The organism is Paracoccus sigandri, from assembly GCF_003709565.1.
Taxonomy (GTDB): Bacteria; Pseudomonadota; Alphaproteobacteria; order Rhodobacterales; family Rhodobacteraceae; genus Paracoccus; species Paracoccus siganidrum.
The window spans coordinates 69,557-82,198 of the sequence record NZ_QNRC01000013.1 but is presented as its reverse complement, the minus strand read 5'-3'; the positions used below and the strand labels follow the sequence as shown (position 1 = coordinate 82,198).

At 65.8% G+C, this 12,642-nt stretch carries 14 protein-coding genes; 6 read left to right on the top strand and 8 right to left on the bottom strand.

The genetic code is table 11. From position 1 onward, the window contains the following. Window positions 1–12 precede the first annotated feature (12 nt). The 4 genes from C9E82_RS13425 to C9E82_RS13410 all read left to right on the top strand — a co-directional run bounded on the left by C9E82_RS13425 (window position 13) and on the right by C9E82_RS13410 (window position 3,660). Complete coding sequence (locus C9E82_RS13425; protein ID WP_240643552.1) at window positions 13–789, top strand: DUF6478 family protein; 777 nt, start codon at window positions 13–15, stop codon at window positions 787–789. Between the two features lie 23 nt (window positions 790–812). Further along, the gene (locus C9E82_RS13420; RefSeq protein ID WP_119898354.1) at window positions 813–1,196 is read left to right on the top strand and encodes a hypothetical protein; all 384 of its coding nucleotides are present in this window, start codon (window positions 813–815) and stop codon (window positions 1,194–1,196) included. Window positions 1,197–1,296: 100 nt separating this feature from the next. Then, window positions 1,297–2,397: a carboxynorspermidine decarboxylase gene (locus tag C9E82_RS13415; RefSeq protein WP_119898355.1), complete on the top strand. Its 1,101-nt coding sequence runs from the start codon at window positions 1,297–1,299 to the stop codon at window positions 2,395–2,397. A gap of 36 nt (window positions 2,398–2,433) precedes the next feature. Continuing rightward, a complete protein-coding gene (locus C9E82_RS13410) occupies window positions 2,434–3,660 on the top strand; it encodes a saccharopine dehydrogenase family protein (protein ID WP_119898356.1) in 1,227 nt (408 codons plus the stop codon). 75 nt (window positions 3,661–3,735) lie between these two features. On the opposite strand, the gene C9E82_RS13405 is transcribed toward C9E82_RS13410, so the two are convergent. From C9E82_RS13405 to C9E82_RS13395, 3 genes are all read right to left on the bottom strand, one after another. Then, the gene (locus C9E82_RS13405) at window positions 3,736–3,975 is read right to left on the bottom strand and encodes a hypothetical protein (RefSeq protein ID WP_119898382.1); all 240 of its coding nucleotides are present in this window, start codon (window positions 3,973–3,975) and stop codon (window positions 3,736–3,738) included. A 391-nt stretch (window positions 3,976–4,366) separates the two neighbouring features. After that, a complete protein-coding gene (locus C9E82_RS13400) occupies window positions 4,367–4,669 on the bottom strand; it encodes a carbon starvation CstA family protein (protein ID WP_119898357.1) in 303 nt (100 codons plus the stop codon). Window positions 4,670–4,804: 135 nt separating this feature from the next. Beyond that, window positions 4,805–6,460, bottom strand: coding sequence for a BCCT family transporter (locus tag C9E82_RS13395; protein WP_240643553.1), 1,656 nt, complete (start codon window positions 6,458–6,460; stop codon window positions 4,805–4,807). On the opposite strand from C9E82_RS13395, the gene C9E82_RS24520 reads away from it, so the two are divergent. Further along, window positions 6,446–6,733: a hypothetical protein gene (locus C9E82_RS24520; protein ID WP_170162085.1), complete on the top strand. Its 288-nt coding sequence runs from the start codon at window positions 6,446–6,448 to the stop codon at window positions 6,731–6,733. The two genes, C9E82_RS13395 and C9E82_RS24520, sit on opposite strands and share 15 nt — an antisense overlap. Window positions 6,734–6,962: 229 nt before the next feature. On the opposite strand, the gene C9E82_RS13385 is transcribed toward C9E82_RS24520, so the two are convergent. Further along, entirely contained in the window at window positions 6,963–7,316 is a 354-nt protein-coding gene (locus C9E82_RS13385; protein WP_119898360.1) for a hypothetical protein, read from the bottom strand. 25 nt (window positions 7,317–7,341) lie between these two features. Beyond that, on the bottom strand, window positions 7,342–8,001 hold the full coding sequence (locus C9E82_RS25030; RefSeq protein ID WP_119898361.1) for a peptidoglycan recognition protein family protein: 660 nt from the start codon (window positions 7,999–8,001) through the stop codon (window positions 7,342–7,344). Between the two features lie 107 nt (window positions 8,002–8,108). Between C9E82_RS25030 and C9E82_RS13375 the strand changes: the two genes are divergently transcribed. Then, window positions 8,109–8,309 (top strand): hypothetical protein, encoded by a 201-nt coding sequence (locus C9E82_RS13375; protein ID WP_119898362.1) that lies wholly within the window; start codon window positions 8,109–8,111, stop codon window positions 8,307–8,309. 87 nt (window positions 8,310–8,396) lie between these two features. Here C9E82_RS13375 and C9E82_RS13370 read toward each other — a convergent pair whose 3' ends face one another. The 3 genes from C9E82_RS13370 to C9E82_RS13360 form a co-directional block, all read right to left on the bottom strand. Beyond that, window positions 8,397–8,768, bottom strand: coding sequence for a hypothetical protein (locus C9E82_RS13370; RefSeq protein WP_119898363.1), 372 nt, complete (start codon window positions 8,766–8,768; stop codon window positions 8,397–8,399). A 298-nt stretch (window positions 8,769–9,066) separates the two neighbouring features. Beyond that, on the bottom strand, window positions 9,067–9,969 hold the full coding sequence (locus tag C9E82_RS13365; protein WP_119898364.1) for a hypothetical protein: 903 nt from the start codon (window positions 9,967–9,969) through the stop codon (window positions 9,067–9,069). Between the two features lie 16 nt (window positions 9,970–9,985). Beyond that, on the bottom strand, window positions 9,986–12,634 hold the full coding sequence (locus tag C9E82_RS13360; RefSeq protein ID WP_119898365.1) for a hypothetical protein: 2,649 nt from the start codon (window positions 12,632–12,634) through the stop codon (window positions 9,986–9,988). Between the last annotated feature and the right edge of the window lie 8 nt (window positions 12,635–12,642).

Below are 12,642 nucleotides of genomic sequence, written 5' to 3'. Positions count from 1 at the left end.
CGCGGGGTGGCGATGGATCCTTCCAGCTGGCTTGGCAGGCGGATCAGGCGCCGCGCGGCCGAGCAATGGCGGCGCCTTGGCGCGGCGGTCCGCGCGGGAAGCAAGCGCCCCGGCCGCCGCCTGCGCGAAGAGGCGCAGGACCTGCGCCGCGACCTGTCGCTGTTCCTGCAGGCCAGCGAGGCCGCCGCCCAGTCCGGCACTCCGGTCGAGGCGCTGCATTTCCCGCCGGGCACCGACTGGCGCTGGCGGCCGATGATGTTCAGCGGCCCGATGCAGCCCGCCGGCATGGCCGCCCCGGAAAACGGCCAGCGGCTGGGCGAGGAGGTCGCGCTGTGGCACGACTGCCCGCACCGCTCGCTGATCCTGCGCCAGCAGGTCAACCGCCGGGCGACGGACCTTGCGCCCTACGGGCTGCGGCTGGAGGTGATGGGCTTTGCCGGCAGCTATCTGTCGCTGTCGCTGGACCTGCCCCCCGACGCCCGCGAGGCGCTGTCGGCCCATCACATCCTGCGCCTGGGAACGGCGCTGCAATCGGAACGGCCGATCACCGTCTATGGGCGGCTGAACATCTCTCAGGGGCCGAATACCGAGGTGATCCTGCGCCAGCTGGGCGAGCCCGTGACCGGCCGCACCACCGAACGGGTGGTGGAATTCGACCTGGGCTATGCCGAGCTGAGCCGGCGCGCGGTGGACAAGCTGTGGCTGGACCTGATCTTCGAGGCGCCGCACATGAATGCCGTGACCCTGACCGACCTGGTCATGTCGCGCCACAGTCGCGCCGATATCTGAACCGCCGCAGCAAGGAGCCGGAGATGAGCGAATTCGACGATCACGGCCTGAAGGCGGGCAGATGGAGTGGCGTCCTGGCAAGCCCGCAGGCGCCCGGCCGCGTCGTCGTCACCCATCTGTCGCAGGTGGTGGCGACGGCCAGCGTCACCCCGGCGGGCGACGGCGCCTGGCGCATCGAGGCCGACCTGCCCGCCCGGTTCCTGTCCGACGGCATCCACAGCCTGGTGCTGATCGCCGATGACGGCCAGGGCGACGAGCCGCCCGGCCCCGGCGCGGCGCTGCTGGCGCGGCTGCCGCTGCTGGCGGGCTCGGTCCTGGCCGACGACCTGGTCGCCGAGGTCGAGCATCTGCGCGCCGAGCTGGAATTGCTGAAGCGCGAATTCCGCCGCTTCGCCGGCAACGCATAGCACCGTCGCCGGACTGTCACGCGGCTGTCAGCCTTCCTTGCGAAAACCGGGGCAGGGGACTATATCGGCCCTTCCGCTTTTGCCCCTCGAAGGTTGCCTCATGACCGAGCCGCAGACGCCCTATTACCTGATCGACAAGGCCGCGCTGCGCCGGAACATGGAAAAGGTGGCGTTTCTGCGCGACCGCAGCGGCGCGAAGGCGCTGCTGGCGCTGAAATGCTTCGCCACCTGGCCGGTCTTCGGCTTCATGCGCGACTACATGGACGGCACCACCTCGTCCTCGCTGTTCGAGCTGCGGCTGGGGCACGAGGAATTCGGCAAGGAGACCCATGCCTATTCCGTCGCCTGGGCCGATCACGAGATCGACGAGGCGATTTCCTATGCCGACAAGATCATCTTCAACAGCCTGTCGCAGCTGGACCGCTTCGGCGACAAGGCCGCCGGCATCACCCGCGGGTTGCGGCTGAACCCGCGCTTTTCCACCAGCGGCTTCGACCTGGCCGACCCGGCGCGGCCGTTCAGTCGCCTAGGCGAATGGGACATCTCGCGGCTGGAGTCGGCGATGGACCGCATCAGCGGGGTGATGATCCACTACAATTGCGAAAACGCGGATTTCGACCTGTTCGACCACCAGCTGACCCGGATCGAGACCGAATTCGGCGACATCCTGCAGCGGCTGGACTGGGTATCCTTGGGCGGCGGTATCCATTTCACCGGCGAGGGTTATCCGCTGGAAAGGCTGGCCGACCGGCTGCGCGCCTTCCAGGACCGTTTCGGCGTGCAGGCGTTCCTTGAACCGGGCGAGGCCAGCATCACCCGCTCGACCACGCTGGAGGTCTCGGTCCTGGACATCATCAACAACGGCAAGGACGTGGCCATCGTCGACAGCAGCATCGAGGCGCATATGCTGGACCTGCTGATCTATCGCGAGACCGCCAAGCTGCCGCGGGACGGCACCCACGAATACCAGATCGCCGGCAAGACCTGCCTGGCGGGCGACATCTTCGGCGAGGCGCGCTTTCCGCAGCCCCTGGCCATCGGCGACCGGATCAGCATCGCCGACGCGGCGGGCTATACGATGGTCAAGAAGAACTGGTTCAACGGCGTCGCCATGCCGTCCATCGCGATTCGCGAAGAGGATGGAACGATCCGCATCGCGCGCAGCTTTTCCTATGACGACTACAAAGGCAGCCTTGGCTGAAGGCGCCCCAACCTCTGCCACCTGAAGGAGACAGAATTGGCCAAGAAGAACGTCCTGATCATCGGCGCGGGCGGTGTCGCGCAGGTTTCGGCCCACAAGCTTGCCCAATGGGCGGCCGAATTCGGCGATCTGCACATCGCCAGCCGCACCGTCGCCAAGGCCGACGCGATCATCGACTCGCTGCGCGAGAAGGGGCACCAGATGCCCTTCACCAGCCATGCGCTGGACGCGATGGATTCCGATGCGGTCGAGGCGCTGATCCGCAAGCTCGAGGCCGGGATCGTGGTCAATGTGGGCTCTGCCTTCATCAACATGACGGTGCTGGAAGGCTGCATCCGCGCCGGCGCGGCCTATATCGACACCGCGATCCACGAGGATCCGGCCAAGATCTGCGAGACGCCGCCCTGGTATGCGAACTATGAATGGAAGCGGCGCGAGGATGTCGAGAAGGCCGGCATCACCGCGATCCTGGGCGCGGGTTTCGATCCGGGTGTGGTGAACGCCTATGCCCGCTTCGCCGAGGACGAGTATTTCGACAGGATCGACAGCATCGACATCGTGGACATCAATGCCGGCTCGCATGGCCGCTGGTTCGCGACGAATTTCGACCCCGAGATCAATTTCCGCGAATTCACCGGCACGGTCTACAGCTGGCAGGGCGGCGCGTGGAAAGAGAACGCGATGTTCGAGATCGGCCGCGAATGGGACCTGCCCGTGGTCGGCAAGCGCACCGCCTATCTGTCCGGCCATGACGAGGTCCACAGCCTGGCCGCGCGCTATCCCGACGCCGATGTGCGCTTCTGGATGGGCTTCGGCGATCACTACATCAACGTCTTCACCGTGCTGAAGAACCTGGGCCTCTTGTCCGAACAGCCGGTGACCACCGCCGAGGGGCTGGAGGTCGTGCCGCTGAAACTGGTCAAGGCGGTGCTGCCCGACCCGGCCAGCCTGGCGCCCGACTACGAGGGCAAGACCTGCATCGGCGATCTGGTCAAGGGCAGCCTGGACGGCAAGCCGGGCGAGGTCTTCGTCTATAACGTCGCCGACCACAAGGAAGCCTTCACCGAGGTCGGCTCGCAGGGCATCAGCTATACCGCCGGGGTGCCGCCCGTCGCCGCCGCGATCCTGATCGCGCGCGGGGTCTGGGACGTGAAGAAGATGGTCAATGTCGAGGAACTGCCCGCCCGGCCCTTCCTGGAACTGCTGGGCGAGATGGGCCTGCCCACCCGCGTCATCGACGCGACCGGCGATCATCCGATCTGAGCCCGGCGACGGGTAGGCAGGATCAGGCGGGCCGGCTGCGACCGGGCCCGCCTTTTTCATGGCCGGATGGCGGGCTCAGCCCTCGGCCTGCTGGCGCCTGCCCTCTTCCCGGCAGACCTCGTCGGCGGCCTCGACGCTCATCGTGGCGGGGCGGCTGACCGCGCGGTCCCAGTCCAGCATCCGCTTGGTGTAGAGCTGGCAGGTTACGGCCCCCTCGGCGGTTTCGACCGTGACCGGCTCGGTTTCGTAATTCCTGGGGTTGATCGAGCAGGCCGCAACCATGGCGAGTGCTGCGAGCGCAAGACATGTTCTCATCATATTGATTCTCCGGGAAATATGTACAGCGATCTTTTCCGGCAGGATAGACGAGTCAAGTTAAAGTTGTATTTATCCAGTCCATCCTGACCTTCGGTCCATTTCCCGGAACAGGGGGGCGGGGCCGAATTGGCAAGCGATTGTCCGGGCAGGGGATTTCTGGACCCGGCGCCGGCAGGCTGCAATATCCGGTTCGGTATACCTGCGGCCGGCATGTCGCGGGGGCAGGGGCGGTGCGGGCTGGCATGGTGACCCCGACAGGATTCGAACCTGTAACCTGCCCCTTAGGAGGGACTGGCACCCCGCGCAGATACTGAGAATCTGTGCAAATAAGCAGCCCCTAAAGCAGGCGCGTTCCCGGTTTGTGCAGCCAGAACGCGCCTGCGCAGGTTCAGTGAACCAAAGAGCAAACCCCATAGGGCAGGGCGGTCGTCACCGATCCGGCCACACCTCTTTCACCTTCTTCCTCTCGCCCGCCTCGTATCGCTGCCGTGTCCGCGACCGAAGTGAAATGATGCCCCCACAGCACATATCGGTTGGTAGGCACGTAATCGACCCCGTCCCTGAACTGATGCGCAGGTGTCACGAAGTCCGGATCGAGTCGGTAGATCCTGTTGGCGATGAAACGTGAATGAAACGCCCAGCCAGCCATGATCCCCAGCAAGCCGATTGCTATCAGAACCAATGAGTTCATCCCGGGCTTCTCCCTGTATCACCGGAGGTAGGCTAGCAAAGTTTTTGGTGTGCGGAAGCGTGAAGCGCACGGATAGATGGTGCCCGGAAACGGGCGGGATCCGGTCCGCCCGTCACGAATGCCCGCCAGCGCCAGTCAGGTGAGTTCGCGCTTTTCGGCGATGAGGCCCTTCACGATCGCGAAGCATGCCCCCAGCAGCACGATGGTAAACGGCAGCCCGGTCGACACCGCCATCGCCTGCAAGGCGGCCAGCCCGCCGCCCAGCAGCAGCGCGATGGCGACCAGCCCCTCGAAGCTGCACCAGAAGATGCGCTGCGGCACCGGCGCGTTGATCTTGCCGCCTGCCGCGATGGTGTCGATCACCAGCGAGCCCGAATCCGACGAGGTCACGAAGAAGACGATGACCAGCACGATGCCCACGAAGCTGGTGATCGCAGTCAGTGGCAGCTGCGACAGCATCTGGAACAACTGCAACTCCAGCGCCGCATCGGTCACGCCGGAAAAGCCCGCCAGCGTGAGCGAGATCGCCGTGCCGCCGAATGTCGTCATCCACAGCACCGAGATCAGCGAAGGCACGATCAGCACCGCGATCAGGAACTGCCGCACAGTGCGGCCACGGCTGACGCGGGCGATGAACATGCCGACGAAGGGCGACCAGCTGATCCACCAGGCCCAGTAAAAGGCCGTCCAGCCCTGACGAAAATTGTCGTCGTCGCGTCCGAACGGGTTCGACAGCGGCAGGATATTCGTCGCATAGGCGCCCAGATTGCCGAAGAAACCGGTGATGATCTGCCATGTCGGCCCAACTAGGATCACGAACAGCAGCAGGATGATCGCCATGACCATATTGATCTCGGATAGCCGCTTGACGCCCTTCTCGACGCCCATGACTACAGAGCCAGTGGCCACGGCGGTGATAAGGATGATTAGCACGGTCTTCGAGGTATCGGTTGCGGTCCAGCCGAACAGGAAGCCGAAGCCGGCTGTGGCCTGCTCGGCCCCGATCCCCAGCGATGTGGCCAGCCCGAACAATGTCGCCAGCACTGCCATCACGTCGATGACATGGCCCGGCCAGCCCCAGATCCTTTCGCCAAAGATCGGATAAAAGACTGAACGCAGCGTCAGCGGCAACCCCTTGTTATAGGCGAACAGCGCCAGAGCAAGCGCCACCACCGCATAGATCGCCCAAGGGTGCAGCCCCCAGTGGAAGATCGTCGCGGCCATCGCCAGACGGCGGGCGGCCAGTTCGTCCCCGACCGCGCCGTCCAGCGGCGCCCAGTCGGTGCGCACGCCGTTCTCGACCACCGGCCCGCCAAGCGAGGCGGTGAAGTGGCCCAGAGGTTCGCTGACGCCATAGAACATCAGCCCGATGCCCATCCCGGCGGCGAACAGCATGGAAAACCAGCCGGTCAGGCTGAAATCCGGCGTGGCCTCGGGGCCGCCCAGCCGCACCGAGCCCAGGGGCGAGAAGATCAGCCCCAGGCTCAGCAGCACGAAGACATTGCCGGCGATCAGGAAGAACCAGTCGAAGCGGCTGGTCACGACATCGCGCAGCCCGGCGAAGAACGGCCCGAGCGTGGCGGGAAACAGCAGCGTGGCCACGGTGAAGACCACCACCGCCACGGCCGAGATCATGAAGACCGGGTTGTGGATGTCGAAGGCGACCAGCCGGCGGCCCTCGATATTGTCCTGTCCAATCTCGTAATCGGTCGAGATGATTTCGGTTGGACCTTCGGGCACCGGCAGGGCCTCAACGTCGGCATCGGTTTCAGGAGCATGCTGACCGGTCAGCGCGTTCCGTTCGTGCCGAGGGTCGCCGGGTCGGCCCTTGTGATCCTTGCGAAACGGCTTTCCGGGCGGGGGTGTCTGTGTCATGCGTCCCTTTCTCAGTCTGCTGATCGATCGGCCGCCGAAGGCTTCGGCGCGGCAATTGAGTGTGGCTATACCTTCAAGGTTTCACATTTTCTTGAAAATCTCCACCCCGGCGAGATCCCCATGGATCGAATGGGTGTAGTAGCAACCATCGAGTGGATATTGTCCTACGGCATTTTCACCGCCCACTAAACGTATAAGCTGCAGCCTGAAAAAGCACCAAGAATGACGGCTTTGGGCTCAATCTCACGACCCCTCATGCCACGCCACCAGACACCGCAGCGCGATCCCCGGCGGCGCCTCACACGGGACATGCAGGATCGGCTGTCCCGCCCGCCAAATGGTCAGACCATCCTTGGTGATGCCGAGCGTCGCAGGCGTCGCCAGAGGCTGCGCCACCTCGGCCAGATCCTGCGGCCCCTCACAGCGCGCCGGCATCGCGCAGGGCTTTCGACAGGGCGTCGGCTTCCTGAACCGCCTCGACGGCCTGCGGGCGCGACCAGACAACGCGGGTCCGGCCCATCAAGCGTTCAGCCAGTGCCCAGCCCTGTGCGATCAGGTAGCCGACCAGGCCGATGATCTCGGCCACCTCCTCGGCGCCGACCGGCAGGAAGATCCCGAAGATTGCCAGCAGCGCGAAGCCTGTGGCCACCGCCTGGGCGATGAAGCTGCGGTTGGTGATGAACAGCGACCAGCGCGGGCCATCACCGGCCTGAGCGGCGATCTGGTTGGCCATGCGGACCGTGGCCGAGATTTCACGGATGATGCGGAACATGTTGTGTCCTTTCCAATGATGATGGTCAGTCCAGCAGCACGGCCCAGCTGCGGGGGCCGATGATCCCGTCAGCCACGAGGCCGTTGGCGCGCTGGAATTGGCGAACTGCCGCCTCGGTCTGCGGGCCGAACAGCCCGTCAGAGGCGATGGCATAACCGCGCGCCAGAAGGCGGTGCTGGGCATTGGCGACGTGCTGGCCACTGGAACCACGGCGGATGGTCGGCGGGATCTCGGGTGTGGTGACGGTCGAGGCGCTGCCGGGATCGACCGAAGCCCACCAGCTGCGCACGTCGAAGCCGGGGCATTGCGTCGGGCCGAGGTCGCGATGACCGACCACCTGGGCGCCGGGATGTCTGGCCAGCAGATCGCGCACCAGCCGGATCGTCGCGGCCTTCTGCGCGTCGGTGCGATTGTCCACGCCGACATTGGGCCCGGTGGCGCGCTCCAGCCCGCCGATGCAGCAGATGCCGATGGTCCCGGTGTTGTGGCTCGCGACATGGGCGCCGGTGACGCTGTCAGGCCGGCCCTTCTCGACGGTGCCGTCGCGCTTGATGACATAGTGGTAGCCCACGTCCCTGAAGCCGCGGGCGAGGTGCATCTTGCGTATGTCGGCGACGCCGAGATCCTGATCGGCATAGGTCGCGCTGTAGTGCAGCACGATATAGCGCACGGGTGCGTTTCTCATGGCTGTATCCTCGGTGTGGTTGGAAAACGGGTCGCGGCTGGCGGCTATTCCGCTGGCCGGCGATCCAGGGGCTTGCCTCACCTGGCGGCGCGGTCCATCACGCCGCCATGGCGACGACGACACATGACGAATCCACGTTCACGCTGCGCAAGCGGGAATGGCATGGGACCTATCCGCTGGAGGACCTGCCGAAATGGCTGGCCTTCTACCGCAAGATGAAGCGGGAGTTTCCCAAGTCCGGCAGCGCCTATGACGAGACGATTGCCGCGCTGGAGAAGCTGGAGGCGGAACTGGCAGCGATGCGCTAGACCACCCGCACCACCGCCAATGTGATGAACAGCGCCAGCGCGAAGGCCCAGGCCCGCGCCTCCTCGCGCAGCCAGGCGCGCAGCCAGTCAGGCATCAGGGCTCCCTCCGCTGATCCGGCGCACATTGGCATCGATCGCGCCGAGGATCAGCTTGGCCAGCGACATCCCGGCCAGCCCGGCCGCGAAGCCTGCCGCGCCCGCCACGTCGCCGCTCATCTCGCCCAGCCATCGCTCCAGCAGCGCCAGCATGACGGGGCTGGCATAGCGCGCCATCAGCGCACCCGCGACAACCGAAACGACGCCATCGCGGATCCGGCGCCGCTCCGAGGTCAGCCAGCGAACGAAGCCGCCCGCCGCGCCGGCCAGTGCCGCCCGCCCAGCTTCGCCAGCGATCCATGCCCCGATCATGGCGATATAGAAAAGGACCTGCTGGAACAGGCCGGGCTCGTTGTCAGTCATCACGCCTCCTGCGCATGAAGATTTCCGCACCGTTCGGTGCGATTTGTGCTATGGCGGGAATCGCCCTGGGGATTGGTGCGAGGGGCAGCCCCCGGTCGCCGCCATCAGTCCGGCCGGGGGCGTTTTCCCATCACGAAACGGCGAGGCGTCATGATGCTGCGCGGATGCCATGTTATGGTCTTCCCGCTCCGGGCATTGGCAGTTCGGGGCGACCCCCTCGCCCACACCCCAGATTACCCGGGCGAGGGGCCTATCTGCTCGCGCTTAGAGAGGCCTCGCGCGAGGCGGGGCCGGATCGTCAATACCCCGCCACCGCCACGCCCCGGCCGGCAGCAATCTGCGCCAACCCCCGCAGGATAGTCTCGATTCCCGCCGCGCCGTGCGGGATGCCGTAGACGGCCGCGCACATCACATCGACCAGAGGTCCCTCGCTGTCGCGGTTCGGGCCATTGACGGCGCCCCCGAACAGGAAGGTGCCGTTGCGCTGGCTGAGATTGGTCACGAAGGCGTCTTGGATCAGCGTGTTGCCGCGCTCCGCATCGGTGATGGTGCGGAAATCGGTCAGGCTCTGGAAGCGGGCTGAACCAGCAGGACCATCGACCGAAATCGCGATCGCGTTCCATTGGTCCTGAACGCCGAGGGTATTGGTCATGGCGGTGAAACTGCCGCTGTTGGAGATTGGCGGGCCGAAGCGGATGAAGGGGCCCGGCGGGTTGGACAATGCCGCCCCCATGCCCCAGATCGAGCCGCTGTTGATCAGGTTGAGGTTGCCCTCGTTGCTGGCAGGCAGATTGTTTGCGGTGTCGCTGGTCGTCATGTGGATGAGGTTGTAGGGCGACACGCTGCTGCGCCTGGCATGTGTCCGGACGACCATGGCCATGGTGAACTGGCTGCGCTGCGCCGGGATGCGGGTATCGATCAGGGTACCGTTGATGTTCGGGACCTCGAAGCCGCCGCGGGCGCTGCCGAAATTGCGCATCCTCGGGGCCGCCCAGCCGGGGAATACGCGGCCAGGAGCCGTTCCCGGCACCAGGTTCTCGAACGCCCCGGACCAGACACTGCCGGGCGTGCCCTCCTCCAGCAGGAACAGGCCAAGCGCGCCGGCTGCCGGCAATTCGGTTCCCCGGATGTAGCGGGTGTTGCGGGGAATGCCGCTGTCCGAGAAGTCGGCTCCGGGAATGATGATCTGCAATCCGGCCATCTGGGCCTCCTTGGCTTTAGCTGAGCGGGTCGGTGATGAAGGTTCTGAGCGGCAGGCCGGGCATTTTCACATGCACGTCCGAGACATCGTAGATGATGCTGTCGCCGCGAGGGTTGGGCACGGCGCCGTCGGGATAGATGACCCGGCAGCCGGTCAGGTCCTGCGCCGCGGTCACCAGCAGGTCGTTGCCATCGGTGCGCACCCGCGTGACCGGAACGCCCGGCGACTGCGCGTCGCCGCCTGCCGGGATGATCCAGGGCGCGGCTGGATTGCTGGGCATCCGAATATCGCCCCCGGAGATGGTCAGCCGGACGGTGCGGCCGCCATCCTCCAGCGTGGCCGATGTGACCTGCGGCCCGAGGCGGTTGTTCTGGCCGGCCCGCACATTGTTGACCGCGCGGCTGTAGCGATAACCGTGGGTGTAATGCCCGAGGAAATTGTAGTGGATGTCGTTGTAGACCCTCGGCAGGTCGTAGAGCTCGCAGGCATAGTGGACCCATGCCGTCTCGGCGATCAGCCGCAGGTAGTTCTGGCGCACGGCCGTGTAGCCGCGCGATCTGGCCCGCAGGCCGCTGGATTCGCCGCAGCCCAGCATGCCGATATAGAACTGGGGATCGGTCGCGCCGAGACCGATGAGGAAGTTCCGCATCTCGTTGAACACGGCCTGCATGTCGGCCCAGTGGACGGCGAGCGACAGCGTGCCGTTGGTCAGCGCCTGCGTGTCCCCCTCGCCCTGCGCCCAGATCACGTCCTCGGGCACCGGCTGGCCGTCGGTGACGGCGGTCGTGATGCGGTTCTTCCAGGTCGTCAGGGCCGGGCCGTCCGACTGGGTATCGTTAATCCACCAGCAGGACGGCTGGCTGATGCTGGTGATCGCGGTGGCCCCGGTCGCCCCGTTGATGCAATGCGGCGTCCAGTGCACCGGTGTGGGCATCCAGTTGCCGCCCGGCCGCCACTGCATGTTGGCCATCCCGTCCAGCAGCCCGGCAACCAGGCCCTGGGCGAAACCGCCCGCGATATGGGACTGCCCGCCGAAGGCGATGGAGCGGGCGCGGATCGGCGCAGTGCTCGATTCCACGACCGAGCCGGTCATCACGTGATAGATGATGCGCCCGACGATGCGGAACACGCGGACCACGGTGTAGACGCCGGGCGTCCGGACCAGCGTGTTGTGTGCGGTGCCGCCGAAGCCGATGCGCGAGTAGATATAGGCGGCGTCGTGGTTGAGCTCGATGTTGACCTCGCCATTCGGGGGCAGCCATCCGACATCGACGCCGGCCCCGGCCTCGCCGCTGGCAAAGTTCTGACCCCGGAAGGGTGTCCCGACATACATCTCGCGATCGGTGGTGAAGGTCTTGATCGAGGTCTGTTCGTCGTCGTCGAGGATGGGAACCTCGTCTGCCGCGCGCTTGGCAGCGAAACCCTCGACATCGACGCCGGCGGTCGAACCGCCACCCGACATGGCGCCGCCATGGACCGTTCCGTCACGACCGATGGCGAATATCGGGTTGCCGCCTTCATCCTCGATCGAGAGCAGGTATTGTGCATTATCGCCGGCCACAAAGGATGATCCCGGCCCGAAGGCGAGCGGGAAGCCCAGGTCGATCATGCGGCGCAGGAGGTGAAAGCCGAGCATCTGACCACCGGCGCCGTCGCCGATCGAGAAGAGATAGTCCAGTTCGCCCGGCTCGCCATCCGACAGGAGCGGCAGGGATCGATCGTCCGCGCGCTGCGCGACCCGTTCCGTCAGGTCGGCCTGCAGCTGTTTGGCGGTCAGGTCCTGGACCAGCCCGTTGATATCGCCCATGCCTGCCGCCCCTTCCAGACGCAGAGTTGCCGGATCGTTGAGGAAGACGAAGGCGCGGTAGCGGTTGCCCCCGATCAGGTCGGCGGCCTCCAGTGCCCCGCCGTTCTTGCGCTTGATGGCATAGGCGACGCCGCCGATGGTGATCGTCGGATCGGCCCCGGTATTGGTCACCGGCCAGCGGAACTGGACGGGTTGGCCTGCGCTGAGCGCGATATGCGATTGTGCGGCCGGGATGGTGGCGGTGATGGCCTGCGCGGTTCCCCCTTCCGCCACGTTCAGGCGGATCGTGTCGCCGAGGTTGTCGGCCTGCTGCTGTTGGGTGATCGCCGCGGTCAGGGCGTTCTGGTCCGCCTTCCCGCCGACAATCAGCCCGAGGGCTGCGAGGTCCGACCCAATCGCCACCAGATCATCAAACGTCGCCCCGCCAGAAATGATCTTCCAGTTCGCACCGAAGCGCTGCGCGATGTAGAACCGGCTCGCCTTGAGATAGCCGACCGGGATGTCGCCGCCGTCCTCGCCGCGCAGGAGCCGCGCCTGGTCGCCCGCGACGAACAGCGTGACCGGGCTGCCGGTGTTGCTGGCCGAGGGTGTGAAGGAGATGGTGGACGTGTTGTTGAGCGTCACGCCGTCGGCAACCACCGATGCCGAGATGCTGGCGGTGATCGCATTTGCCGTGCCGCCGATATCGGTCAAGGGGATGACGCCGAGGCGGTTGAGGGCGGTGAGGGAGGCTTTTGCGACGATCTCATTCCAGAGGGCCACGAAGCCCGCGTTGATCCCGGCCTCCAGCGCCTGCTCGGTCGTATACTGGTTCGGTGCCGACCCGAAGGTCTGCAGATCAAAAACAGGTACGGGCATCTGTCCCT

What these genes read in the sequence shown, in the direction of transcription:
- C9E82_RS13425 (WP_240643552.1), top strand. Translation starts at nt 13, where the DNA reads ATGGATCCTTCCAGCTGGCTTGGCAGGCGGATCAGGCGCCGCGCGGCC.
- C9E82_RS13420 (WP_119898354.1), top strand. Translation starts at nt 813, where the DNA reads ATGAGCGAATTCGACGATCACGGCCTGAAGGCGGGCAGATGGAGTGGC.
- C9E82_RS13415 (WP_119898355.1), top strand. Translation starts at nt 1,297, where the DNA reads ATGACCGAGCCGCAGACGCCCTATTACCTGATCGACAAGGCCGCGCTG.
- C9E82_RS13405 (WP_119898382.1), bottom strand. Translation starts at nt 3,975, where the DNA reads ATGAGAACATGTCTTGCGCTCGCAGCACTCGCCATGGTTGCGGCCTGC.
- C9E82_RS13400 (WP_119898357.1), bottom strand. Translation starts at nt 4,669, where the DNA reads ATGAACTCATTGGTTCTGATAGCAATCGGCTTGCTGGGGATCATGGCT.
- C9E82_RS24520 (WP_170162085.1), top strand. Translation starts at nt 6,446, where the DNA reads ATGCTGACCGGTCAGCGCGTTCCGTTCGTGCCGAGGGTCGCCGGGTCG.
- C9E82_RS13385 (WP_119898360.1), bottom strand. Translation starts at nt 7,316, where the DNA reads ATGTTCCGCATCATCCGTGAAATCTCGGCCACGGTCCGCATGGCCAAC.
- C9E82_RS25030 (WP_119898361.1), bottom strand. Translation starts at nt 8,001, where the DNA reads ATGAGAAACGCACCCGTGCGCTATATCGTGCTGCACTACAGCGCGACC.
- C9E82_RS13375 (WP_119898362.1), top strand. Translation starts at nt 8,109, where the DNA reads ATGGCGACGACGACACATGACGAATCCACGTTCACGCTGCGCAAGCGG.
- C9E82_RS13370 (WP_119898363.1), bottom strand. Translation starts at nt 8,768, where the DNA reads ATGACTGACAACGAGCCCGGCCTGTTCCAGCAGGTCCTTTTCTATATC.
- C9E82_RS13365 (WP_119898364.1), bottom strand. Translation starts at nt 9,969, where the DNA reads ATGGCCGGATTGCAGATCATCATTCCCGGAGCCGACTTCTCGGACAGC.
- C9E82_RS13360 (WP_119898365.1), bottom strand. Translation starts at nt 12,634, where the DNA reads ATGCCCGTACCTGTTTTTGATCTGCAGACCTTCGGGTCGGCACCGAAC.